Origin of the sequence: Paraburkholderia youngii (assembly GCF_013366925.1) — a bacterium.
Taxonomy (GTDB): Bacteria; Pseudomonadota; Gammaproteobacteria; order Burkholderiales; family Burkholderiaceae; genus Paraburkholderia; species Paraburkholderia youngii.
In genome coordinates this window covers 6,451,692-6,475,587 of record NZ_JAALDK010000001.1, presented here as the reverse complement: position 1 = coordinate 6,475,587, position 23,896 = coordinate 6,451,692, and the positions used below count along the sequence as shown (strand labels likewise).

The window sequence follows — 23,896 nt, the reverse complement described above, 5'->3', positions numbered from 1 at the left end:
CATGCGCTAACGCGATGCAGGGATTTTTTATGCGCAACGATAAGCAACCGCACCGGGCAGGCACTTGAAGCCTCACCCGCTCACGCCTTCTGCAACAGCGCCTTCAGACTCGCGAGCCGATCCTTCGGCGACATCGGCGCCTCTTCCGGCGTCGGCGGCGGCGCATCGTCGAGCAGCATCTCGTTGATAAAGCGCGACGGCTCGCAGACGATCGTCTCCCGCGCCCTCTTACGCTTCTTGCACCAGTTCAGATGCAGGCTGCGCTGCGCGCGCGTGATCGCGACGTACATCAGCCGGCGCTCCTCCTCGATGCGCGCGTCGTCGATCGGCTCGTCGTCCGCGCCGCCGCGATGCGGCATGATGCCTTCCTCGACGCCGACCAGAAACACGTGCGGATACTCGAGCCCCTTCGACGCATGCACGGTCGACAGCCGCACCGCATCCGGATCTTCCTCGCGACCTTCGAGCATCGACATCAGCGCGACCGTCTGGATCAGGCCGAGCAGGTTCTTGCCGGTGTCGCCGAGGCCGTCGGCGGTGTCGTAGCCGGTCGCCTCGCTGCCGGCCGCCGGCTCCTCCTTCGTGCCCTTGCGCTTCAGCCACTCGATGAACTCGAGCACGTTCTGCCACTTCGCCTGCGCCTGGCGTTCGTCGAACGCGTCGTACAGATACGCTTCGTAGTGGATCGCTTCCATCAGCTCGTCGAGCAGCGTGCCCGCCGCATCCTTCTCCGCACGGTCGGTCAGGCGCTGCATGAAGTCGCAGAACGCGCGCATCGGCTCGATCTGACGCGGCGACAGACGCGCCTCGATGCCGCCCATGTAGACCGCCTCGAACAGCGACACCTTTGCCTGGCCCGCGAACGCGCCGAGCGCCTCCAGCGTCGTATTGCCGACGCCACGGCGCGGTGTCGTGATCGCACGGATGAACGCGGGGTCGTCGTTCGCATTGGCGATCAGGCGCAGGTACGCGCAGATGTCCTTGATCTCGGCCTTGTCGAAGAACGACTGGCCGCCCGACAGCACGTACGGAATCCGTTCGCGGCGCAGCACCTGCTCGAAGATGCGCGCCTGGAAGTTGCCGCGATAGAGGATCGCGTAGTCGCGGAAATTCGCGCGCCGCTCGAACTTGTGCGCGGACAGCCGAAACACGACCGACTCCGCCTCGTGCTCCTCGTCGTTGCAGCCGGTCACCGTGATCGTGTCGCCCATGCCGTGCTCGGACCACAGCTTTTTCTCGAACAGCTTCGGGTTGTTCGCGATCACGTTGTTCGCGGCGGTCAGGATACGCACCGTCGAGCGGTAATTCTGTTCGAGCTTGATCAGGTGCAGATTCGGAAAATCTTTGCCGAGCTGGCCGAGGTTCTCGAGGGTCGCGCCGCGCCAGCCGTAGATCGCCTGGTCGTCGTCGCCGACCGCCGTGAATGCCGCGCGCTTGCCGGCCAGCAGCTTCACCAGTTCGTACTGGCACGCATTGGTGTCCTGATATTCGTCGATCAGCAGATAGCGCAGCTTGTTCTGCCAGCGATCGCGCACCTGCTCGTTGCTCGCGAACAGCTCGGCGGGCAGGCGGATCAGATCGTCGAAATCGACCGCCTGATATGCATGCAGCGTCGCCACGTAGTTGCGATAGACGATCGCCGCCTGATGCTCGTCCTCGGTCGATGCGGTCGCGATCGCCTGCTCGGGCATGATCAGGCCGTTCTTCCACAGCGAGATGATCGACTGGATTTTGCGGATGAAGCCCTTGTCCGTCGAGCCGACCTGTTCCTGGATCATGCCGAAGCAGTCGTCGGAATCCATGATCGAGAATTGCGGCTTCAGTCCGACGTGTTCCGCCTCCTGCCGCAGGATCTGCACGCCGAGCGAGTGGAAGGTACACACCGTCAGCTGGTTCACGGGCACCTTGCGGCCTTCCTTGCCCGGCGCGGTCAGCGTCTTGCCTTCGAGCAGCTTGCCGACGCGCTCGCGCATTTCCGCCGCGGCCTTGTTCGTGAACGTGACGGCGGCGATGTGGCGTGGCTCGAAGCCCTTCGCTTCGATCAGGTGAGCGATTTTCTGCGTGATCACGCGCGTCTTGCCACTGCCGGCGCCGGCGAGTACGAGACAGGGACCGTCGAGATAACGGACCGCTTCACTTTGAGCGGGGTTCAGGCCTGCGGACATCGTTTGTGGATGGGTAAGACGGTTGAGGGCCGCTGAGATCGGACCGGCGGGAGGCGCCGGCCGAAGGCCCGGGACATGCTGCGCGGCTCGATGCGCGCGAGAGGTGCGATGTTAACATGGACAACCGCGATGGACTCCGCGATGGGGGTCATGCTCAGCCCCCGGTCCAGCCCACAAATGCCACAATGATGAGATTGCGCGCCGCCGCCGCGGTGGCAAGGCGGCGCGCCGTTCCTCAGGAAGAATCGCATGTCCGCATCGCTGAAGGTTGGATTGATGGGCTACGGCTTCGCCGGCGCGACGTTTCACGCACCGGTGATCGAACATTGCGGACGCGCGAGCGTCGCCGCGATTGCGACCGGGCAATCCGAGAGAGCGCACGCCGACTATCCGCACGCGAAGATCGTCGCCGATCTCGACGCGTTGCTCGCGCTCGACGACATCGACTGCGTCGTGATCGCAACGCCCAACGACACCCACTTCGACCTCGCGCGCCGCACGCTCGAAGCCGGCAAGCACGTGGTCGTCGACAAGCCTGTCACGCTGAGCGCCGCCGACGCCCACACCCTTGCCAATATCGCGCTCGCCCGCGGCAAGCTGTTCGCACCCTTTCACAACCGCCGCTGGGACGGCGATTTTCTGACCGTACGCGACCTGCTCGCGCGCGTGGAACTGGGTCGCGTCACGCATTACGAATCGCATTTCGACCGCTTCCGGCCGGGCGTGCGTCAGCGCTGGCGCGAGGATGTGACGCGCGGCGGCGGTCTGCTGTTCGATCTCGGTCCGCATCTGATCGATCAGACGCTCGCCCTCTTCGGCGCACCGCAGACCGTCTCGGCGACGGTGCGCACGCATCGCGACGACGCAAGCGCACCCGACTACGTGCACATCCAGCTCGGCTACGAGGAGTTCGAGGTCGTGCTGCATGCAAGCGCGCTGACCGCGTTGCCGGGACCGCGCTTTGCGATCCATGGAACGCGCGGGAGCTATGTGAAACACGGCCTCGACACCCAGGAAGATCAGCTGAAAGCCGGCCTGCGCCCCGGCGACGCAGGCTTCGGCGCCGGCAACACCCCCGGCGTGCTGCGCGTGCTCGAAGGCGACGAGGAAGTCGAGCGTGAATTGCCCACCCGCAACGGCGAGTACGCAGGCTTCTATATTGCGTTGGCCGACACGATCCAGAACGGCGTCGCATTTCCGGTCAGCACGCGCGACGCGGTCGACGTCATGACGATCATCGAACTGGCCGCGCGCAGCTCCGAGCAGGGCGTGCGGCTGCCGTTCGAGCGCATTCGCTGAGCCTTGCATCGCTGCGCGTGGCACCGTGCTCGCGCGGTCTGTGTACCGAAAACAGGATGACCTTCCGCGCCGTAAAGGCCGTCGGCGCGGGCCTTTCCTGACGTTCCAGAAAGGAACATAACGTTACAAATTCGCCCGCTGCCGAGGTCAGCGGGCGTTCCTCGTCATCCGTTGCTAGCGAGGTAGCAATCGATACGACAACGACTCCTGGAGAATCCATGTCTCGAATCATCCGTGCCCTTGTTGCATGCGCGCTGCTCGGCTCCGTCGCCGCCTGCGTGGTAACGCCGCCGCCGGCCCCGCACCCGAGCCCCACTCCGCAGCAGATCGCGGACCAGCGCCTGCATCAGGTCGAGGGCCGCATCGACAATCTCGCGCGCCGTATCGACACTCGGGTGAATCAGGGCTATTACCCCCCGCCGCAAGGCGCCGCGCTGCATCACCGCCTCGAGACGATCCGTCAGGAAGCGCGTGACATGGCCACGCAGCACGGTGGCGGTTTGTCCGCGGAAGAACAGCGCGTGCTGAACCAGGAACTGGACAATGCGGCTCATGCGATCGGCGAGTGAGCGCTCCCGGCCCTTTATTTGACAAGCCCCGGCCCGTCGCGTACATTCGCCGCACGCGTCGGGAGAGCGTGCTGGCAAGCGGAAAATCGCAGGCCGCGCCGCCGAAGGGGCACACCCGCAAACTCTCAGGCAAAAGGACCGACCGCGTCGAAAAACCCGTCTTCCGGCGGTTTTTTCGCACTCTGGAGAGCGGCAGTAGCCATCCGCGTCGCACGTGGTGCACCGCAGGCAAGCTGCCCACCGAAGGGGCGCGCGTTTCCCCGTGACGAATCGAGCTCATTGAGCCAGTCGCGGCGGCGCAATCTCTCAGGTATCGAGGACAGAGGGGTCATGCAGAACCACGCCCGCAGGCACAAGGCCGCGAGGCAGTGCGCCGCATGGCCTTTTTTGTTCCGCGAGACGCCCGAGGCCCCATGACCGAACTCAAACACACCCCGCTCCACGCCGCTCACCGTGCGCTCAATGCCCGCATGGTCGACTTCGGCGGCTGGGACATGCCCGTCAACTACGGCTCGCAGATCGAGGAACATCGCGCAGTGCGCACCGACGCCGGCATGTTCGACGTGTCCCACATGTGCGTGGTCGACTTCACCGGCGAGCGCGTCCGCGCGTTCTTCGAATACGCGCTCGCGAACAACGTCGCGAAGCTGCAAACGCCGGGCCGCGCGCTCTACTCCTGCATGCTGAATCCGAACGGCGGCGTGATCGACGACCTGATCGTCTATTACTTCGGCGAAGACCACTTCCGCGTGGTCGTCAACGCCGGCACCGCCGACAAAGACATCGCCTGGTTCGGCCAGCTCAACGCCGAAGGCGGCTTCGGCCTCACCATCACGCCGCGCCGCGATCTGGCGATCGTCGCGGTGCAAGGCCCGAACGCGCGCGAAAAAGCGTGGCAAACGGTGCCGGCCGCGCGCGCCGCGACCGAAGCGCTGAAGCCGTTCAACGCCGCGCGCATCGACGGCACGCCGTTTGGCGAGCTGACCGTCGCGCGCACAGGCTACACCGGCGAAGACGGTTTCGAGATCATCGTGCCCGCTGCGCATGTCGAAGCGCTGTGGAATGCGCTCGCCGCCCAAGGCGTGCGCCCGGCCGGTCTCGGCGCACGCGATACGCTGCGCCTCGAAGCCGGCATGAATCTTTACGGCCAGGACATGGACGACAATGTCTCGCCGCTCGACGCCGGCCTCGCATGGACCGTCGACCTCACCTCACCGCGCGACTTCATCGGCAAGAGCAGCCTCGAAGCCGACGGCTCGCGCGCCGGGTTCGTCGGCCTGATCCTGCTGAAGGACAACGGCAAGGCTGCCGGCGTGCTGCGCGCGCATCAGAAAGTCGTCACGCCGCACGGCGACGGCGAAATCACCAGCGGCACGTTCTCGCCGACCATGCAGGAATCGATCGCCTTCGCGCGCGTGCCGAAAGGCGTGCAGCCGGGTGACACCGTGCATGTCCAGATTCGCGACAAGGCCTGCCCCGCAAGCGTGGTAAAACTGCCGTTCGTGCGCAACGGCAAGGTGCTGGCGGTCTAAGCGGCCGGCGCACGCCCCTACATTCAAACCACTACCGAACATACCGTTCAGGAGCATCCAATGAGCATCCCGGCCGATCTGAAATACACCGAATCGCACGAATGGGTCCGCACTGAAGCGGACGGCACGCTGACGGTCGGCATCACCGACCACGCGCAGGAAGCGCTCGGCGACATCGTCTTCTTCGAAGTCCAGGAACTCGGCAAGTCCGTGACCGCCGGCGACACCGTCGCCGTGATCGAATCGGTGAAGGCCGCTTCCGATATCTACGCGCCGGTTTCGGGCGAAGTCATCGAAGCGAACACGGCCGTCGGCGACTCGCCGGACACCGTCAACAGCACGCCGTATGACAGCTGGCTGTTCAAGATCAAGCCGGCCGCCGACGCGTCGCTCGAGCGTCTGCTCGACGCCGACGCGTACGCGAAGTCGATCGGCGCCTGAGTTACTGCCTGATTCACTTTCGTTTTAACCGTCAGGCGCGGCGCTCGCACAACGGCGCCCGCCGCGCCGCCAGGAACACCCATGAAGCTCGAACACCCGGATCGTCTGATGAACCGCACTCCTCTCTCGCTCGCCGCGCTCGAAGTGCACGACGCCTTCGCCGAACGGCATATCGGCCCGGATGCGGCCGACCAGCAAGCGATGCTCGAAGCACTCGGCTTCGCATCGCGCGCGGCATTGATCGACGCCGTCATCCCGAAGACGATTCGCCGCACCGAAGCGCTGCCGCTCGGCCCCTTCGCGCAACCGAAGAGCGAGGCCGAAGCGCTCGCCGCCTTGCGCGAGCTCGCGGACAAGAACCAGGTGTTCCGCTCCTACATCGGCCAGGGCTATTACAACGCCCATACGCCGACGGTGATCCTGCGCAACGTGCTGGAAAATCCGGCGTGGTACACCGCGTACACGCCGTATCAGCCTGAAATTTCCCAAGGCCGTCTGGAAGCGCTGCTGAACTTCCAGCAGATGATCACCGACCTGACCGGCCTCGCGATCTCGAACGCATCGCTGCTCGACGAAGCGACCGCCGCCGCCGAAGCGATGACACTGCTGCAACGCGTCGGCAAACCGAAGTCGAACGTGTTCTTCGTCGCCGACGACGTGCTGCCGCAAACCATCGAAGTCGTGAAGACGCGCGCGACGCCGGTCGGCATCGAAGTGAAGGTCGGCCCGGCCGCTGAAGCCACCGACGCCAACGCATTCGGCGTGCTGCTGCAATATCCGGGCGTGAACGGCGACGTGCGCGACTACCGCGCGCTGACCGAAGCGATCCACGCGGCGGGCGGCCATGTGGTCGTCGCCGCCGACCTGCTCGCGTTGACAGTGCTGACGCCGCCGGGCGAATGGGGCGCGGACGTCGCGGTCGGCAATACCCAGCGTTTCGGCGTGCCGGTCGGCTTCGGCGGCCCGCATGCCGCGTACCTCGCGGTGCGCGACGAATTCAAGCGGCAGATGCCGGGACGTCTGGTCGGCGTGACCGTCGACGCGCAAGGCAACCCCGCGCTGCGTCTCGCGCTGCAAACGCGCGAGCAGCACATCCGCCGCGAGAAGGCGACCTCGAACGTGTGTACCGCACAGGCGCTGCTCGCGATCATGGCGAGCATGTACGCGGTCTATCACGGCCCGCGCGGCCTGAAGACGATCGCGCTGCGCGTGAACCGCATCGCCACGCTGCTCGCCGCAGGCGCGAAGCAGCTCGGCTATAAGCTCGTCAACGAAACGTTCTTCGACACGGTCACGTTCGACACCGGCGCACGCACGCAAGCGCTGCACGACGCGGCCACGGCCAGGCGCATCAACCTGCGCCGCGTGAGCGCGACGCAAGTCGGCCTGTCGATCGACGAAACCACCACGCGCCACGATCTGGCCGACCTGCTCGCGGTGTTCGCGCAAGCGGCCTTCGCAAGCGACGTGCCGCAAGTCGACGCGCTCGACGCCGCGCTGAGCGCATCGAACACCGCGTCGGTGCCGGCCGCGCTCGAACGTACGAGCGCGTACCTCACGCATCATGTGTTCAACCGTCATCATTCGGAGACGGAAATGCTGCGCTATCTGCGCAGCCTGTCGGACAAGGACCTCGCGCTCGATCGCTCGATGATCCCGCTCGGCTCGTGCACGATGAAGCTGAACGCGACCTCGGAAATGCTGCCGGTCACGTGGCCCGAGTTCGGCCAGATCCATCCGTTCGCACCGGCCGAACAGACCGTCGGCTACCGCGAGATGATCGATCAGCTCGAAGAGATGCTGGTCGCCGCAACCGGCTATGCGGCCGTGTCGCTGCAACCGAACGCGGGCTCGCAGGGCGAATACGCGGGTCTCTTGATCATCCACGCATATCACGCGTCGCGCGGCGAAGCGCATCGCAACGTCTGTCTGATTCCCGCTTCGGCGCACGGCACGAACCCGGCGTCGGCGCAGATGGCCGGCATGCAGGTCGTGGTCGTCGCATGCGACGCGCAGGGCAACGTCGATATCGAGGATCTGAAGAAGAAGGCCGCGCAGCACGCCGATAAGCTCGCTGCGATCATGATCACGTACCCGTCGACGCACGGCGTGTTCGAGCAGAACGTTCGGGAAATCTGCGAGATCGTGCATGCGCACGGCGGCCAGGTGTACGTGGACGGCGCGAACATGAACGCGATGGTCGGCCTGTGCGCGCCGGGTCAGTTCGGCGGCGACGTCTCGCACCTGAACCTGCACAAGACCTTCTGCATTCCGCACGGCGGCGGCGGACCGGGCGTCGGTCCGGTGGCGGTCGGCGCGCACCTCGCGCAGTTCCTGCCGAACCAGACTTCGTCGGGCTATCAGCGCGCGGAGAACGGCATCGGCGCGGTGTCGGGCGCGCCATACGGCTCGGCGTCGATCCTGCCGATCTCGTGGATGTACATCGCGATGATGGGCGCGAAGAACCTGACCGCCGCGACCGAAACCGCGATCCTCAACGCGAACTACGTCGCGAACAAGCTCGCGCCGCACTATCCTGTGCTGTACTCGGGCCCCGGCGGTCTCGTCGCGCACGAGTGCATTCTCGATCTGCGTCCGATCAAGGACACGAGCGGCATCACCGTCGACGACGTCGCCAAGCGCCTCGCCGACTACGGCTTCCACGCGCCGACGATGAGCTTCCCGGTGCCGGGCACGCTGATGGTAGAGCCGACCGAATCGGAGTCGAAAGAAGAGCTCGATCGCTTCATCGAGGCGATGATCGCGATCCGCGAGGAAATCCGCGCGGTCGAGGAAGACCGCTCGGACCGCGAGGACAATCCGCTGAAGCACGCGCCGCACACCGCGGCGGTCGTGATCGCCGACGACTGGAAGCATGCGTATGCGCGCGAGACCGCTGCGTATCCGCTGAAGACGCTGATCGCGAACAAGTACTGGCCGCCGGTCGGTCGTGCGGACAACGTGTACGGCGATCGCAACCTGTTCTGCTCGTGCGTGCCGATCGCCGATTACGAGTAAGAGCGAGTCAAGGGAAGTCACGCGCGGCGCTGCGAAGGTCCGTCAGCGTCCGCGCGCGATCCTGTTGTTGAAAGCCGCAACCGGCTAACATCACACACCGAATCAGCCTAACGAGGAGTTTCGCATGGCGCGAAAGGTGCGATTGATGCAAAGCCGGGACGAGGCGGCGGGTCTCCGTCCGTGGCGACCCGCTTACGCTGTGCTGCTGGCCGCTACGGCCGTGCTGCTGCCGCTGCGCGAGGCGCAGGCCGCGATGAATTTCTGCGCGGCGCCGGCGCTGCAAACGAGCGAGCGCACCAATGCCGATCCCGGCGTCAAGGCGCTCGTCGCCAACGTGCAGGCGCATCTGAACGAGCCGCCCCATGCGCTCGCGAAACTGCACACCGAAGGCACGCTGCCGCACGAGGGCATCTACGATCAGAGCGTCGAAGCGCAGAAGGATCTCGACCTGCTGCGCGATGCCGCGCTCGCGTGGCGCGCGACCAGCGACGACCGCTTCCTGAAGCTCGTCGATCGTCTGCTGTATGCATGGGTCACGACCTATCAGCCGAGCTTCAATCCGATCGACGAAACGGGTTTCGAAGGGCTGATCCTCGCCTACGACATGACAGCGAGCGCGCTGCCCGTCAAAACGCGCAATGCGGCGATGGCGTTTCTGACGAAGTTCGCCAACGGCTATATCGCACAGATCGACGCGCAGCCGCGGCCGCTCACTGGCACGTTCCGTAACAATTGGCAAAGCCACCGTATCAAGCTGATCGCGATGGCCGCGTTCACGCTCGACAATCGCAAGATGATCAACGCCGCGCAACGACTGTTCGTCGAGCATATCGGCGACAACATCGCGCCGGACGGCTCGACGATCGACTTCGGCGAGCGCGATGCGCTGCACTACGTCACCTACGATCTGCAACCGCTGGTGACGGCCGCGCTCGCCGCGCGCCGCCACAACCGCAACTGGCTGCAGGAGAAGGGCGCGAACGGCGCGACGCTGCTCGCCGCGCTGAACTGGCTCGTGCCGTTTGCGATGGGCGCCCAGACGCATGAGGAATTCGTGCATTCGAACGTCGCGTTCGATGCAAAACGTCGCGAGGCCGGCTTGCCCGGCTATTCGGGTCGGTGGGATCCGAAGAACGCGGCGGAACTGTTTCACCTGGCGGCGCGTCTCGATGGACGCTTTACGCCAGTCGCGCTGCAGCTCGCACCGACGCCGCCCGCGTGGCTCGCCGTGTGCTTGCCGCTGGCGGCGCGCTAAACTCTTATCTATAGGCAGGGAGCAGTACATGGCAGTCAGCGTTTTCGATCTCTTCAAAATCGGCATCGGTCCGTCGAGCTCGCATACGGTCGGGCCTATGCGCGCGGCGCTGATGTTCGTCCAGGGACTCGAGCGCGACGGGCTGCTCGATTCCACCGCAGCGGTGAAAGCGGAGCTGTACGGCTCGCTCGGCGCGACCGGCAAGGGGCACGGCACCGATCGCGGCGTGATGCTAGGCCTGATGGGCGATGCGCCCGACACCGTGAATCCCGACACGATCGCGCAACGGCTGGAAGCGGTGCGCACATCGCGCAAACTCGCGCTGCTCGGCACGCACGAGGTGCCTTTCGTGCAGAAGGAGCAGATCGCGTTTTATCGCCAGGCGTTGCCCGAGCATCCGAACGGCCTGAAGCTGTTCGCGTTCGATGCGCAAGGCGCGACGCTGCGCGAGTCGACCTATCTGTCGGTCGGCGGCGGCTTCGTCGTGACGGCTGGCGCACCGAACACGAAGGTGTTGAGCGCCGTCGATCAGCTTCCGCACTCGTTTCGCACCGCCAACGAGTTGCTCGCACTGTGCGCGTCGAGCGGCAAGAGCATCGCGCAGCTGATGTGGGAAAACGAACGTGTCTGGCATAGCGAGGAAGAGACGCGCGCGGGTCTGTTGAAGATCTGGGACGTGATGCAATCATGCGTCGCGCGCGGATGCGGCATCAACAATCCCGACGCCGATGGTCACTTGCCCGGCCCCTTCCAGGTGAAGCGGCGCGCGCCGCAGCTGTATCGCGCGTTGACGGGCAACCCTGAGCGCGCGTTGCAGGACCCGCTGTCGATGGTCGACTGGATCAATCTGTACGCGATCGCCGTCAACGAAGAGAACGCCGCGGGCGGGCGCGTCGTCACGGCGCCGACCAACGGCGCGGCCGGCATCATTCCGGCGGTGCTGCATTACTACACGCGCTTCATGCCGGGCGCGAACGAGCAGGGCGTGATCGACTTCCTGATGACGGCCGCCGCGATCGGCATCCTGTACAAGCTGAACGCATCGATCTCCGGCGCGGAGGTGGGCTGCCAGGGCGAAGTCGGCGTCGCTTGCTCGATGGCCGCGGGGGCGCTGGCCGCCGTGATGGGCGGCACGCCGAAGCAGGTCGAGAACGCCGCGGAAATCGGCATGGAGCACAACCTCGGGCTCACGTGCGATCCGGTTGGCGGCATGGTGCAGATTCCGTGCATCGAGCGCAATGCGATGGCATCGGTGAAGGCGGTCAATGCCGCGCGCATGGCGCTGCGCGGCGACGGCAGCCACTATGTGTCGCTCGATTCGGTGATCAAGACGATGCGTGAAACCGGCGCGGACATGAAGACCAAGTACAAGGAAACGTCGCGCGGCGGCCTCGCGGTGAATATCGTCGAGTGTTGAGTCGGTGAGCGCGGCATTCAATTGCATGCAATCGCATCGGAAAAGCGCGGGCTCTGTGGCCCGCGTTTTTCATTTGGGCGACCGCGTTGCGCCCACGCCGATCGAACAGTTGCGCTGCGCCATGACAGCGCCCACGTGCTCGGCGTAAGCTGTCGAAGCACCCATCGGCCGCTGTTGCAGGTTCCGCCGATGCGGCTCCATCACAACGCACTCACGCACTGCCAGGAGGCTTCTTCGCAATGTCGCTGCCGAATGCTCCCGCTGCCAATTCCGCTTCCCATACCGCACGCACGACCGGCGCGCGCCTCGTCGTCGATGCGTTGCTCACGCACGGCGTCGAACGTGTGTTCTGCGTTCCCGGTGAAAGCTTTCTCGCCGTGCTCGATTCGCTGCACGACGAAACCGAGCGCATCCAGACGATCGTCTGTCGTCACGAAGCCGCGGCCGCGAACATGGCCGAAGCGGTCGGCAAGCTGACCGGCCGCCCGGGTGTCGCGCTGGTCACGCGCGGACCGGGCGCGACGCATGCGTCGATCGGCGTGCACACCGCGTTTCAGGACTCCACGCCGATGATCCTGCTGATCGGCCAGTGCGCGCGCGAACATCTCGATCGTGAGGCGTTCCAGGAGATCGACTACCGGCGCATGTTCGGTCAGATGGCGAAGTGGGTCGCGCAGATCGACGACCCTAAGCGCATCCCCGAATATCTGAGCCATGCGTTTCATACGGCCACCTCGGGACGGCCGGGGCCGGTCGTGCTGGCGCTGCCCGAAGACGTGTTGAGCGATGCCTGCGACGCGGTGCCTGGCGCGCCCGCTTATCACCGCGTGGCCGCATCGCCTTCAGCAGCGCAGATCGCGCGACTAAGCGAGTTGCTCGAAGGCGCGCAACGGCCGATGGTAATCGCCGGCGGCAGCGGCTGGACAGCGGCCGCATGCGCGGACCTGCGGCGCTTCATCGAAAACTGGCAGTTGCCGATCGGCCTCGCGTTCCGCTTCCAGGACACCTTCGACAACGAGCATCCGAACTATGCGGGCGACGTCGGTCTCGGCGTCAATCCCGCGCTCGCTCAGCGCATTCGCGACGCGGACCTGCTGCTCACGCTCGGTCCGCGCCTCGGCGAAGCGACGACCAACGGCTACACGCTGCTCGACATCCCGAAGACGAAACAGACGCTGGTGCACGTGCATCAGGGTGCGGAAGAACTGGGGCGCGTCTATGCGGCCGATCTGCCGATCGTCTCCGGCATGCCTGAACTCACGGCGATGCTGGCGGAACTGAAGCCGTCGACGTCCGGCAAGCTCGCCTGGGCGGGTGCCGCTGAAGAAGCGCATCGCGCGTATCTGGAATGGCGCAAGCCGCGTCCGACTCCCGGCGACGTGCAGATGGGGGAAGTGATCGAGCAATTGCGCGCGCACTTGCCCGAGGACGCGATCGTCACCAACGGCGCGGGCAATTACGCGACGTGGCTGCATCGACATTTCTCATATCGACACTTCCGTTCGCAGCTCGCACCGACGAGCGGCGCGATGGGTTACGGCGTGCCGGCGGCGCTCGCGGCAAAGTCGCTGTGTCCGCAACGCGCGGTGGTCGCGCTCGCCGGCGATGGCTGCTTCATGATGGCCGCGCAGGAACTGGCGACAGCGATGCAGTATGACCTGCGCGTGCTGTTCATCGTCGTCAACAACAGCCATTTCGGCACGATCCGCATGCACCAGGAGCGGCACTATCCGCATCGCGTGCATGGCACCGGTCTCACGAATCCGGACTTCGCGGCATTCGCGCGGTCGTTCGGTGCGCATGGCGAGACCGTTGAACGTACCGCGGATTTTCTGCCGGCGTTGCAGCGCGCGATCGAATCGCAACTGCCGGCCGTGATCGAAATTCGCATGCCGCAGGAAGCGAGCACGCCCGCGGCGACGCTCGAGATGATTCGAGAGCAGGGGAGGAGAATGCGGGGGGAGTGAAAATCGCCACCTGAACTGACTGCGCGGCTTCGAATGCGCCGTCAATCAAAAAACCCCGCCGAAGCGGGGTTTTTTATGGTCAACCGGGTTCAGCAAATAAACTTACTTGCCGCCCACGCTTTGCAGCGTCGTCCACTTGCCATCGACGACCTTGTACAGCGTGATACCGCCGTTCTTCAGATCGCCGCGCTCGTCGTACGCGAGGTTGGCCGTCGTGACGGCCGGCTTCGAGGTCTTCGCGAGCACCGGCAGGTACTTGGCCGGATCGGTCGAGTTCGCGCTCTTCATCGCGTTGAACATCGCCATCGCGCCATCGAACGCGTACGGCGAGTACGTTTGCACGTCTTCGTTGAAGCGCGCCTTGTACTTCTCGACGTACGCCTTGCCGCCCGGCATTTCATCGAGCGGCAGACCGGCGAGCGATGCCACCGTGCCGTTCGCCGCGTCGCCGGCGAGCTTGATGAAGGTCGGCGTGTGGACCATTTCGCCGCCCATCAGCGGCGCCTTCACGCCGAGCTGCTTCATCTGCTTCACCATCGGTGCCGCTTGCGAATCCGCGCCGCCGTAGTAGATCAGATCGGGGTTCGACGACTTCAGCTTGGTCAGGATCGACTTGAAGTCGACGGCCTTGTCGTTCGTGTATTCACGATCGACGATCGTCGCGCCGGCCGCCTTCGCTGCCTTCTCGAACTGATCCGCGAGGCCCTGGCCGTAAGCGGTGCGATCGTCGACGATCGCGATCTTCTTCATGCCGAGGTTCTTCACCGCGAACGTGCCAGCGACCGAGCCTTGCTGCGTGTCGGACGTCATCATGCGGAAGGTGGTCTTGAAGCCCTGCTGCGTGTATTCCGGCGCGGTCGCCATCGCGATCTGCGGAATGCCCGCGTTCGCATAGATGCGCGAGGCCGGAATCGTCGTGCCCGAGTTGAAGTGGCCGAGCATGCCCTTGATGCCGTCATCCACGAGCTTCTGCGCGACCGTCGTGCCGGTGCGCGGGTCGGCCTGGTCGTCGGCCGAGTCGAGCACGATGCGAACCGGCTTGCCGCCGATCACCGGCTTCGTCGCGTTGAACTCTTCGACCGCGAGCGTGATGCCGTTCTGGAAGTCCTTGCCGTAGTGCGCCTGTGCGCCCGTCATCGGACCGGCGAAGCCGATCTTCACGTCTTCCGTCGATTGAGCGTTGGCCGTCCCCGCCAGCGACATAGCGGCAACCAGAGCTGCGCCTGCCAGCTGTTTCATTTTGTGTTGCATAGCTTCTCCTTGATACCAGGTGTGGATGAAGCGGTGTCGGGGTCGCCGTGCCCGCTTCCTTTCTATTGAAGAAATCGCCGAGGTTCGCTCAACCGATCGTCATCAAATTCGCATTACCGCCTGCCGCCGCGGTATTCACGCTGACCGAGCGCTCGGTCAGCAGACGCTCGAGCGCGTAGTCCTCTTCGCCGCTCGCAAGCGCCCGGGCCGCGACGCCCTGCACCGACACGATCGGCCCCGCGCGCTTCGCGACCTCTTTCACGAGCGTGAGCAGCTCGTCGCTGTCGCCTTCGAACAGCACGGCGTCGAACGGTGCGTCGGCGCTCTTCTTCACGCTCGCATGCGCCTTCAGCGACGCCGGCAATTGCGAGACCAATTGTTCACCGGCCGCGCCTTCGAACAACGCACGATTTCCCGTAGCCAGCGCCGCCGCGAACTGCACGCGCGCGCCGCTCGCCGTCGAGGCGATGCACAGCACCGTGCCGCGCGGGCCCAGCGTGTATGTATTGCGCTCGCCCGTCGGCCCCGACAGTACCGCGGTTGCGCCCGCGGGCACATGCGACAGATAGCCGTCACAACGCGCGGCAAGCTGCGGCTCGCGCTCGGCGATCAGCCAGTCGCGCAACGCGGTCAGCGCGGCCGCCGGATTGTCGCCCTTTTCGGCTGCCTGCGCCGCCTGCGGCACTTCGACCACCAGCGCCTGCGCGAGCGACTTCGGCAAACCAGCCGGACGGGTCGCGAGCAGACGCTGCAGATACAGCGCGCCGCCGGCCTTCGGCCCCGTACCGGACAGTCCTTCGCCGCCGAACGGCTGCACCCCGACCACCGCGCCGATCACGTTGCGGTTCACGTAGATGTTGCCCACGTGTGCGCGGCTGATCACGTGCGCGATCGTTTCGTCGATGCGCGTGTGAATGCCGAGCGTCAAACCGTAACCCGTCGCGCGAATCTGTTCGAGCAGCTTGTCGAGCTGGCTGCGGTGATAGCGCACCACGTGCAGCACCGGGCCGAACACTTCGCGCTTCAGCTCGTCGATGCTGTCGAGCTCGATCAGCGTCGGCGGCACGAACGTACCCTGCGTCGCGCCTTCCGGCAGCGGCAGTTGCTCGACCTTGCGGCCCTTGTCGCGCATCGTCGCGATGTGGGCGTCGATGCCGCGCTTGGCGTCGAGGTCGATCACCGGGCCGACGTCGGTCGACAGCCGGTCCGGGTTGCCGAGCGCGAGCTCGCGCATCGCGCCCGTCAGCATTTCGAGCGTGCGGTCTGCAACATCGTCCTGCAGACATAGAACGCGCAACGCCGAACACCGTTGACCAGCCGAGTCGAATGACGATTGCAGCACGTCGGCGACGACCTGCTCGGCGAGCGCCGACGAGTCGACGATCATCGCGTTCTGGCCGCCGGTTTCGGCGATCAGCGGGATGGGTTTGCCATCCGGATCGAGTCGGCCGGACAGTGTCTTGTTGATCAGACGCGCGACTTCGGTCGAACCGGTGAACATCACCGCCCGCGTACGCGGATCGGCGACCAGCGCGGCGCCGACCGTCTCGCCGTTACCCGGCAGCAGTTGCACCGCGCCCGCCGGCACGCCCGCTTCGCGCAGAATCCGCACAGCTTGAGCTGCGATCAGCGGCGTCTGCTCGGCCGGCTTCGCGAGCACCGTGTTGCCGGCTGCGAGCGCGGCGGCCACCTGGCCCATGAAAATCGCCAGCGGGAAATTCCACGGGCTGATACAGACCACCGGACCGAGCGGCCGATGCGTGTCGTTCGAAAACTCGTCGCGGATCTGCGCCGAGTAATAGCGCAGGAAGTCGATCGCCTCGCGGATTTCCGCGACCGCATTGGCGAGCGACTTGCCCGCTTCGCGCACCACGAGTCCCATCAGCGTGTGCATCTGCGCTTCGAGTAGATCGGCGGCACGCGCGAGGCAATCGGCGCGCGCCTCGACCGGCGTCGCCTGCCAGATCGGCGCGGCGGCCACCGCATGACCGAGCGCGGCGCTCACGTGCTCCGGCGTCGCTTCGACGACCGTGCCGACGAGATCACGATGGTCGGCCGGGTTGCGCACGTCACGTGCGGCGCCGGCGGCGATCTCGTTGTCTTCGAGCATCGGCGCGGCGCGCCACGGATGATGCGCGCTCGCGAGCAGCGCCGATGACAGCGACGCGAGCCGATGCTCGTTCGATAGATCCAGACCCATCGAATTGAGCCGCTCGGCGCCGTACAGATTGCGCGGCAGCGGAATGCGCGCGTGCGGCGCGCCGAGCGGCGCGATCTTCGACGCTTCCTCGACCGGATCGGCGACCAGGTCCTTGATCGCGACGGATTCGTCGGCGATGCGATTCACGAACGACGTGTTCGCGCCGTTTTCGAGCAGCCGGCGCACGAGGTACGCGAGCAGCGTCTCATGCGTGCCGACCGGCGCGTACACGCGGCACGGGCGGTTCAGTTTGTCGCGGCCGGTTACTTCTTCGTACAGCGGCTCGCCCATACCGTGCAGGCACTGGAACTCATACTGGCCGGGGTAGTAGTTGTTGCCGGCGAGGTGATAGATCGCCGACAGCGTGTGCGCGTTGTGCGTCGCGAACTGCGGATACACGGCATCGGGCGCGCCAAGCAGTTTCTTTGCGCAGGCGAGGTACGACACGTCGGTATAGACCTTGCGCGTGTAGACCGGATAGCCCTCGAGGCCATCGACCTGCGCGCGCTTGATTTCCGTATCCCAGTACGCGCCCTTCACGAGCCGCACCATGATGCGGTGACGGCTGCGACGTGCCAGATCGACGATGTAGTCGATCACGAACGGGCAGCGCTTCTGATACGCCTGCACGACGAAGCCGATCCCGTTCCAGCCTTGCAGCTCCGGATCGAAGCACAGCGCTTCGAGCAGATCGAGCGACAGTTCGAGGCGGTCGGCTTCTTCGGCGTCGATATTGAGGCCGATGTCGTAGCGGCGCGCGAGGATCGCGAGCGAACGCACGCGCGGCAGCAGCTCGCTCATCGTGCGTTCCTGCTGCGCGCGCGAGTAGCGCGGATGCAGCGCCGACAGCTTGATCGAAATGCCCGGGCCTTCGTAGATGCCGCGGCCGCCCGCGGCCTTGCCGATCGCGTGGATCGCCTGTTCGTACGAGGCGTAGTAGCGCTGCGCGTCGGCCTCGGTGGTGGCCGCTTCGCCGAGCATGTCGTACGAATAGCGGAAACCGCGCGCCTCGTACTTGCGGCTGTTCGCGAGCGCTTCGGAAATGTTCTCGCCGGTGACGAACTGCTCGCCCATCAGGCGCATCGCCATGTCGACGCCCTTGCGGATCAGCGGCTCGCCACCCTTGCCGATCAGCCGCGTAAGCGCCGACGACAGGCTCGTCTCGCTATTGGTCGTCACCAGCTTGCCGGTGATCATCAGACCCCAGGTCGCCGCGTTGACGAACAGCGACGGCGCCTGGCCGACGTGCGATTTCCAGTCGCCCTTGCTGATCTTGTCGCGGATCAGCGCGTCGCGGGTCGCGCGGTCGGGAATGCGCAGCAGCGCCTCGGCGAGGCACATCAGCGCGACGCCTTCCTGGCTCGACAGCGAAAATTCGTGAATCAGCCCTTCGACGCCCCCGCCCTTGCTCTTCGTGCGCAGCGTTTCGACGAGCTTGCCGGCCATCGCCTGCACGTCGCCCGCGAGGTTGGCCGGCAGACGCGCCTGGCCGAGCAGGAACGGCACGCATTCGGGTTCAGGGCGGCGATACGCGGCGGTGATCGCCGCGCGCAGCACCGACTGCGGCTGCACGTTCTGCGCGAAATCGAGGAACGGATGCGACGCGCCATCTTCCTCGTTCTCGACCGCCGCGCCGTCGGCGAGATCGGCCGTGCCGGTTGCGCCCGACAGTTCGGCCGGCAACTGGCCGTGCTCGATCTTTTCGAGGTAGGCGAAAATCGCCTGCTTGATCAACCAGTGCGGGGTGCGCTCGAGGCGGGTGGCGGCATCTTTGAGCCGGGAACGCAGGAGGTCGTCGACCTTGACGCCAAGGGTGGTGCTAGCCATGTTTCCTTCTTTGATACCGGGCGTGAGCCTGGCGAAAGACTAAAAGTTGGGCGAATCGTACGCCTACAAATAAAAAGGTGCAACCAGTTCGACAGGTTGGTTGCACCATGCCGCGAGCCTTGTGGGACGGGGCTTTCCGCGCGGTGAGCGAGAGTCGGACCGTGGTGTTTTCGATCGGTACTTTCCCTGGCGTGATTCTTTTTGAAATAAGCCTTATCAAACGGCTTCGCGCGCCGATATACAGAAGCACGATGATGGACGGCCGGGAACGTCGGTTTCAGGGCACGCAGAAAAGATAAACGGGGTTCTCGAGGGTTGGTGTGATGGAAAAGTGGCTGGTAATACTGGGCATCTGGGTGATGTGCGCGGCCTGTGCGGTGTTTTTCATTCGAGGCGCGACCAGAAGCTCGAATCCGCGCGAAGACGAGCGCAAACAGGCAAGCGCGGCCTCGCGTGGATCGGCGGGCGATACGCGAAACGCGCTGAACGACTGAGATCGGGGGGAGCCCGCGCAACGGCTCATGAAGCCGGACGCGCGCGGGTGTGCGAACTTGCAGTTGGATTGGTGCGCGGAGCTTGGCGCCTGCAGGTCGCTTACGGGTCAGCGCGGCCCGAGCGACGGCGCAACGGGCTCGAACTGCGCACAGACATCGCCGGGGGAAACCAGCTGGTCGTGCAGACGACACAGCCTGCTATCGGCGACGCTCGCGCCGAACCCCGAACTAAACGCGACAAGCCCTGGAATACGCTGCTCGAGCGCGTCCCGTTCACTCACGCGATGCCGGCATCCGGCGCAGCACGGCGTGTTTGCCGCGCCACGATCGTTGGAAACCTTCACGGGCATTATCCGAGGCTGTTCCAGTACGACGCGAACACGTGCGCGGACAGCGCATAGCCGATCGCGATATTGACCACCACGCCCGCCGTGAACGCGAGGAACGGCTTAAGACCGGTCGCCGCAAGCGAGCGGAAGCGCGTCGTCAGACCGATGCTCAGGAAGCAGAAGGTGAACGCCCACGTGCGCAGCACCGTGATCGGCGCGACGAACTCCGGCGTGACGACCTTGCGGTAGTCGGCGAGCGAATAATGGCTCGCGATCCACGTGACCAACGCCGACGCGATCACGAAACCGATCACGAACTTCGGGAAACGCGCCCAGATCTCACCGGCATTCGCGCGCGCGGTGACGCCGCTGTCCTGCGCTTCCCAGCGCGTCGTCGCGACGATTGCGAGCACGAACGCCCAAATGCCGATCCAGATGTCGCGGCCGACCACCTTCATCAGCGTGAACGCCTGCAACGACGCTTCCGGCGCGCCGGCGATCGCGCCGCCTGCGTGCCGCGCGAAATCGCCGTAGGCCTGGGCGGCGGCGATGCCCGCGGCGTCGGCGAATTCGGAGGTGCCGATCCAGGCGCCGGCGACGGCCGTCGACAGGCCGAGCGAGCGCGACACGAACGGCAGCACGAAGATCATCACGACCGCCCATAGGACGACCAGCGTGATCGCGACCGACGCCTGCTCGCGCTTCGCCCGTACCGCGCCGGCAATCGCGATCGCCGCCGACACGCCGCACACTGCGCCACCGACACCGAGCACGGCGGCAAAGCGCCGATCGAGCCCGAACGCGCGCGCAACGAAGAAGATCACGAAGAACGTCACCAACGACACGATGCTCGCCTGCACGACCGCGACCGGCCCGGCCCACACGAGCAACGTGAACGGAAGCGTCGCGCCGAGCAGCACGATACCGACCTTGATGTAAAACTCGACGCGCAACCCCGCCCCGAGCCACTGCGGCAGCGTGAACAGGTTCGATACGAGGAGCCCGAGCGCGAGCGCCACCAGCGGCGGCTCGAGGTTGTACTTCGACGCGTCGACCCACGCGCCGAGCGTCAGGATCAGCGCGGAAGCGACGAATACGACGACGAACGCCGCGAGAAACGCGCCGACGCGCTGCCTGAGCAGAGCGACGCTCGCTCCGAACAGCACCGCGAATGTCGCGAACAGCGCGAGGTAGTTGGGTAGACGTTTGCCGATGTCCTGCGCGGCCTGCGCGACGCTCGACCATTTGGCCGGCGCGACCGCGAGCCACCTGATGCTGCTGCCCGACGCGAACAGCGCCCACGCAATCACGATCACGAGCAGGCCGACGCCAGCGGCGAGCCAGTCTTCGGTCAGCGAAAAGCCGCTGCCTCGTGCGGTTTGCGCGTCTTGTGTACCTTGCCGATGACCCGGTGCGGCGCCCGCCGGTGCGGGATGATGGGTGTCGCTCATTGCAGATGCCCCGAGAAAGTTGAGTGGCATCGGCGCGAAATTATTGTCGTTTAGCCGCAAAATGCGCCGATTTGGCGAATATAGGCGAGCGCTATCGCAAAGCGAAACGATCATTCGCTCTATGGATATGACTCAAAGAAGTAAGGCCGGCGTCACCTGGGCCGTGGCGTCAGATGTCGAGCGGATCGACTTCGAGATTCCAGCGCAGCACGCCCTTGAGCGCGCGCAACAGCGGCTGCCATGCACGCAACGTGGCCTGCAGCGCGGCGCGCGACGCGCTTTCGATCAGCAGCTGCGCGCGATGAACGTGCATCACCTTGACGATCGTGAGCGGCACCGCGTCGTATACGGTGACACGCTCGGCGGCCGGAATCTGCGCAAGCTCGGCGGCGGCCTGCTGCAGGAACGCGAGCGCCGCTTCGAGCGTGCGGCCTTCGGCTCGCAGCAGCGCCTGATAGACGAACGGCGGCAGGTGCGCGTCGCGTCGCTCCGCGAGCGTCGAGTTGGCGAAACCGACGTAGTCGTGACGGCCCAGCGCGTGATACAGCGCGTGACGCGGATAGCGCGTCTGCACCAGCACTTCGCCCGGCAGACCGGCGCGGCCCGCGCGGCCGCTCACCTGCATCAGCTGTGCGAACAGGCGCTCGCTCGCGCGGAAATCATGCGAAAACAGCGCGGTATCGGCGTTCAGCACGCCTACCAGCGACACGCGCTGGAAATCGTGTCCTTTGGCGATCATCTGTGTACCGACCAGAATATCGACCTCGCCTGCGTGCACGTCGGAGAACAACGCCTGCGCGCTGCCTTTGCGGCGCGTGCTATCGGCATCGATACGCAGCACGCGGGCGCCCGGAACCGCGCTGGCGAGCGTTTCCTCGACGCGCTGCGTGCCGCGTCCGAGCGGTGCGATGTCGACGTTGCCGCACTCCGGGCACGAACGCGGGATACGAGACTCCCAGCCGCAGTGATGGCAGCGCAGCGCGCGCTCGGGCTTGTGCAGCACGACGTAGGCGCTGCAGCGCGGACAACCGGCCACCCAGCCGCACGCGTCGCAGGCGAGTTGCGGCGCGTAGCCACGTCGGTTCAGGAACACGAGGCTCTGCTCGCCGCGTTCGAGCCGCGCCTTCATCGCGGCGATCAACGGACCCGACAAGCCTTCGATCGACGCCCGCCCGCGGCGGCGCTCGTCTTCGAGATCGATCAGGCGTACGGCCGGCAGCGCTGCGTCGGCGACGGCCCGGCGCGACAGCGTGAGCCGCTTGTAGCGGCCCTGATCCGCCTGCCACCAGCTCTCGAGCGATGGCGTCGCCGAGCCGAGCACGACCGGCACATCGAGCTGTTTCGCCCGATAAATCGCGAGATCGCGCGCCGAATAGCGCAAGCCCTCCTGCTGCTTGTAGGCCGGATCGTGCTCTTCGTCGACAACGATGATCGCCAGCCGCGGCAGCGACGCGAGTACCGCGAGCCGTGTGCCGAGCACGATGCGCGCACGGCCGGTGTGGGCGGCAAACCAGTTGCGGGCGCGCTCGCCTTCGGCGAGGCCGCTGTGCAGCGTGACGATCGCGCTGGCGTCGAGCGCGGCGAAGCGGGCACGGAACGCCGCCTCGAACTGCGGCGTCAGGTTGATTTCCGGCACCAGCACGAGCGCTTGCGCATCCGGCCTGGCGGCCAGAATCGCGGCAAGTGCGCGCAGGTACACCTCGGTTTTGCCGCTGCCCGTCACGCCGTGCAGCAGAAACGGCGCGAAGCCGTCGGCGGCGCGGATAGCTTCGACAGCACTCGCCTGCTCGTCGGTGAGGGTCGGCAGAACCGGCGCGGGCGCGTCCGGCAGCGAGGCGGCGGGCACCGCGGCGGCGTCGATCACGTTGAGCGTCACCCAGCCAGCGGCCTGCCATGTGTCGAGTGTCGCCAGCGCTTTCGGATGCAGCGCGCGGGCGTCGGCGGCGAGCAGGAAGTCGGCTTGCGCGAGTGCCTGCGCGAGCCCTCGGAGGGCCGTCGCGCGGGCCGGCAACGCGTCAGGCAATGCCGTGCGACCCTCGGGCGTCAACCGATAGCGCTCTTCCGGCGCGAACAGCCGCGACCAGCGCGACGCGTCGCGCAGCGCCTGCGGCAGCGCGGGCAGCGCCACTTCGCCGAGACCGCGTTGATAGTAGTCCGCGGCGAACCCGGCGAGCGCGAGCCAATGCGCCGACACCGGCGGACACGACGCGCAGACCTTATCCACATCCCGCAGGCGTTCGGCGGGCACCTCGCTGTGAGCGGCCACCTCGCAGATCAGCCCCACCACGTGCCGTTTGCCGAACGGAACGCTGACGAGCGCGCCCACGACAGCCGCCTCGGATGTGCCGCAGCGGTAGTCGAACAAGGTCGGCAGCGGATGATCGAGCGCGACGCGGACGAACACTTCGTTCACTCGGCGAGGCGCTGAGGACGAGCCGGCACGAGGCCAAATCGCGGCGCGCGGTGGCTCGCGCGGGAGGCGATACGGCCGAAGTTAAAGTAAAACCTTAATTTCACCGCTAAGTTTTGGATTCGGCTGAACAATTCCGCTCGGCGCGTGGCCCTGTGGATAACTTTGTTGAGAACTTCGCTTCGACGGGCCGCAAATGGCCTAGCGACGGCCTTGTGTGGGATTCCGCACATTTCATCCCGCTCGCCGCAAAGCCTTGCCCGACAAGGCT

The 23,896-nt window shown here is 65.8% G+C and carries 15 protein-coding genes and 2 riboswitches; of the genes, 9 read left to right on the top strand and 6 right to left on the bottom strand.

From position 1 onward, the window contains the following. Window positions 1-80 precede the first annotated feature (80 nt). The gene (locus G5S42_RS29465; RefSeq protein WP_176109948.1) at window positions 81-2,165 is read right to left on the bottom strand and encodes a UvrD-helicase domain-containing protein; all 2,085 of its coding nucleotides are present in this window, start codon (window positions 2,163-2,165) and stop codon (window positions 81-83) included. 249 nt (window positions 2,166-2,414) lie between these two features. On the opposite strand from G5S42_RS29465, the gene G5S42_RS29460 reads away from it, so the two are divergent. From G5S42_RS29460 to G5S42_RS29425, 8 genes are all read left to right on the top strand, one after another. Beyond that, complete coding sequence (locus G5S42_RS29460; protein ID WP_176109947.1) at window positions 2,415-3,464, top strand: oxidoreductase; 1,050 nt, start codon at window positions 2,415-2,417, stop codon at window positions 3,462-3,464. 218 nt (window positions 3,465-3,682) lie between these two features. Continuing rightward, window positions 3,683-4,033, top strand: coding sequence for a hypothetical protein (locus G5S42_RS29455; protein ID WP_176109946.1), 351 nt, complete (start codon window positions 3,683-3,685; stop codon window positions 4,031-4,033). Window positions 4,034-4,082: 49 nt separating this feature from the next. Continuing rightward, window positions 4,083-4,184, top strand: a riboswitch (glycine riboswitch). Window positions 4,185-4,205: 21 nt separating this feature from the next. Next, window positions 4,206-4,366: riboswitch (glycine riboswitch) on the top strand. Window positions 4,367-4,446: 80 nt separating this feature from the next. Further along, window positions 4,447-5,565, top strand: coding sequence for a glycine cleavage system aminomethyltransferase GcvT (gene gcvT / locus G5S42_RS29450; protein WP_176109945.1), 1,119 nt, complete (start codon window positions 4,447-4,449; stop codon window positions 5,563-5,565). Between the two features lie 60 nt (window positions 5,566-5,625). After that, on the top strand, window positions 5,626-6,006 hold the full coding sequence (gcvH, locus tag G5S42_RS29445) for a glycine cleavage system protein GcvH (RefSeq protein WP_013090937.1): 381 nt from the start codon (window positions 5,626-5,628) through the stop codon (window positions 6,004-6,006). A gap of 81 nt (window positions 6,007-6,087) precedes the next feature. After that, entirely contained in the window at window positions 6,088-9,024 is a 2,937-nt protein-coding gene (gene gcvP, locus G5S42_RS29440) for an aminomethyl-transferring glycine dehydrogenase (RefSeq protein ID WP_176109944.1), read from the top strand. Between the two features lie 124 nt (window positions 9,025-9,148). After that, a complete protein-coding gene (locus G5S42_RS29435; RefSeq protein WP_176109943.1) occupies window positions 9,149-10,279 on the top strand; it encodes an alginate lyase family protein in 1,131 nt (376 codons plus the stop codon). A gap of 28 nt (window positions 10,280-10,307) precedes the next feature. Then, on the top strand, window positions 10,308-11,696 hold the full coding sequence (locus G5S42_RS29430) for an L-serine ammonia-lyase (protein WP_176109942.1): 1,389 nt from the start codon (window positions 10,308-10,310) through the stop codon (window positions 11,694-11,696). A 239-nt stretch (window positions 11,697-11,935) separates the two neighbouring features. After that, window positions 11,936-13,663: a thiamine pyrophosphate-binding protein gene (locus G5S42_RS29425; protein ID WP_176109941.1), complete on the top strand. Its 1,728-nt coding sequence runs from the start codon at window positions 11,936-11,938 to the stop codon at window positions 13,661-13,663. A gap of 102 nt (window positions 13,664-13,765) precedes the next feature. Here the strand turns inward: G5S42_RS29425 and G5S42_RS29420 are convergent, their stop codons facing one another. After that, window positions 13,766-14,914 carry a branched-chain amino acid ABC transporter substrate-binding protein gene (locus tag G5S42_RS29420; protein ID WP_176109940.1) on the bottom strand — a complete coding sequence of 383 codons (1,149 nt, stop codon included), beginning with the start codon at window positions 14,912-14,914 and terminating at the stop codon, window positions 13,766-13,768. Window positions 14,915-15,002: 88 nt separating this feature from the next. Then, on the bottom strand, window positions 15,003-18,941 hold the full coding sequence (gene putA / locus G5S42_RS29415) for a trifunctional transcriptional regulator/proline dehydrogenase/L-glutamate gamma-semialdehyde dehydrogenase (RefSeq protein WP_176109939.1): 3,939 nt from the start codon (window positions 18,939-18,941) through the stop codon (window positions 15,003-15,005). A 323-nt stretch (window positions 18,942-19,264) separates the two neighbouring features. On the opposite strand from putA, the gene G5S42_RS29410 reads away from it, so the two are divergent. Then, complete coding sequence (locus G5S42_RS29410) at window positions 19,265-19,435, top strand: hypothetical protein (RefSeq protein ID WP_176109938.1); 171 nt, start codon at window positions 19,265-19,267, stop codon at window positions 19,433-19,435. 107 nt (window positions 19,436-19,542) lie between these two features. Here G5S42_RS29410 and G5S42_RS29405 read toward each other — a convergent pair whose 3' ends face one another. The 3 genes from G5S42_RS29405 to G5S42_RS29395 form a co-directional block, all read right to left on the bottom strand. After that, entirely contained in the window at window positions 19,543-19,779 is a 237-nt protein-coding gene (locus tag G5S42_RS29405; RefSeq protein ID WP_246392092.1) for a hypothetical protein, read from the bottom strand. A gap of 5 nt (window positions 19,780-19,784) precedes the next feature. Next, complete coding sequence (locus G5S42_RS29400) at window positions 19,785-21,215, bottom strand: YeiH family protein (protein ID WP_176109936.1); 1,431 nt, start codon at window positions 21,213-21,215, stop codon at window positions 19,785-19,787. Window positions 21,216-21,384: 169 nt separating this feature from the next. Further along, a complete protein-coding gene (locus G5S42_RS29395; RefSeq protein WP_176109935.1) occupies window positions 21,385-23,628 on the bottom strand; it encodes a primosomal protein N' in 2,244 nt (747 codons plus the stop codon). Between the last annotated feature and the right edge of the window lie 268 nt (window positions 23,629-23,896).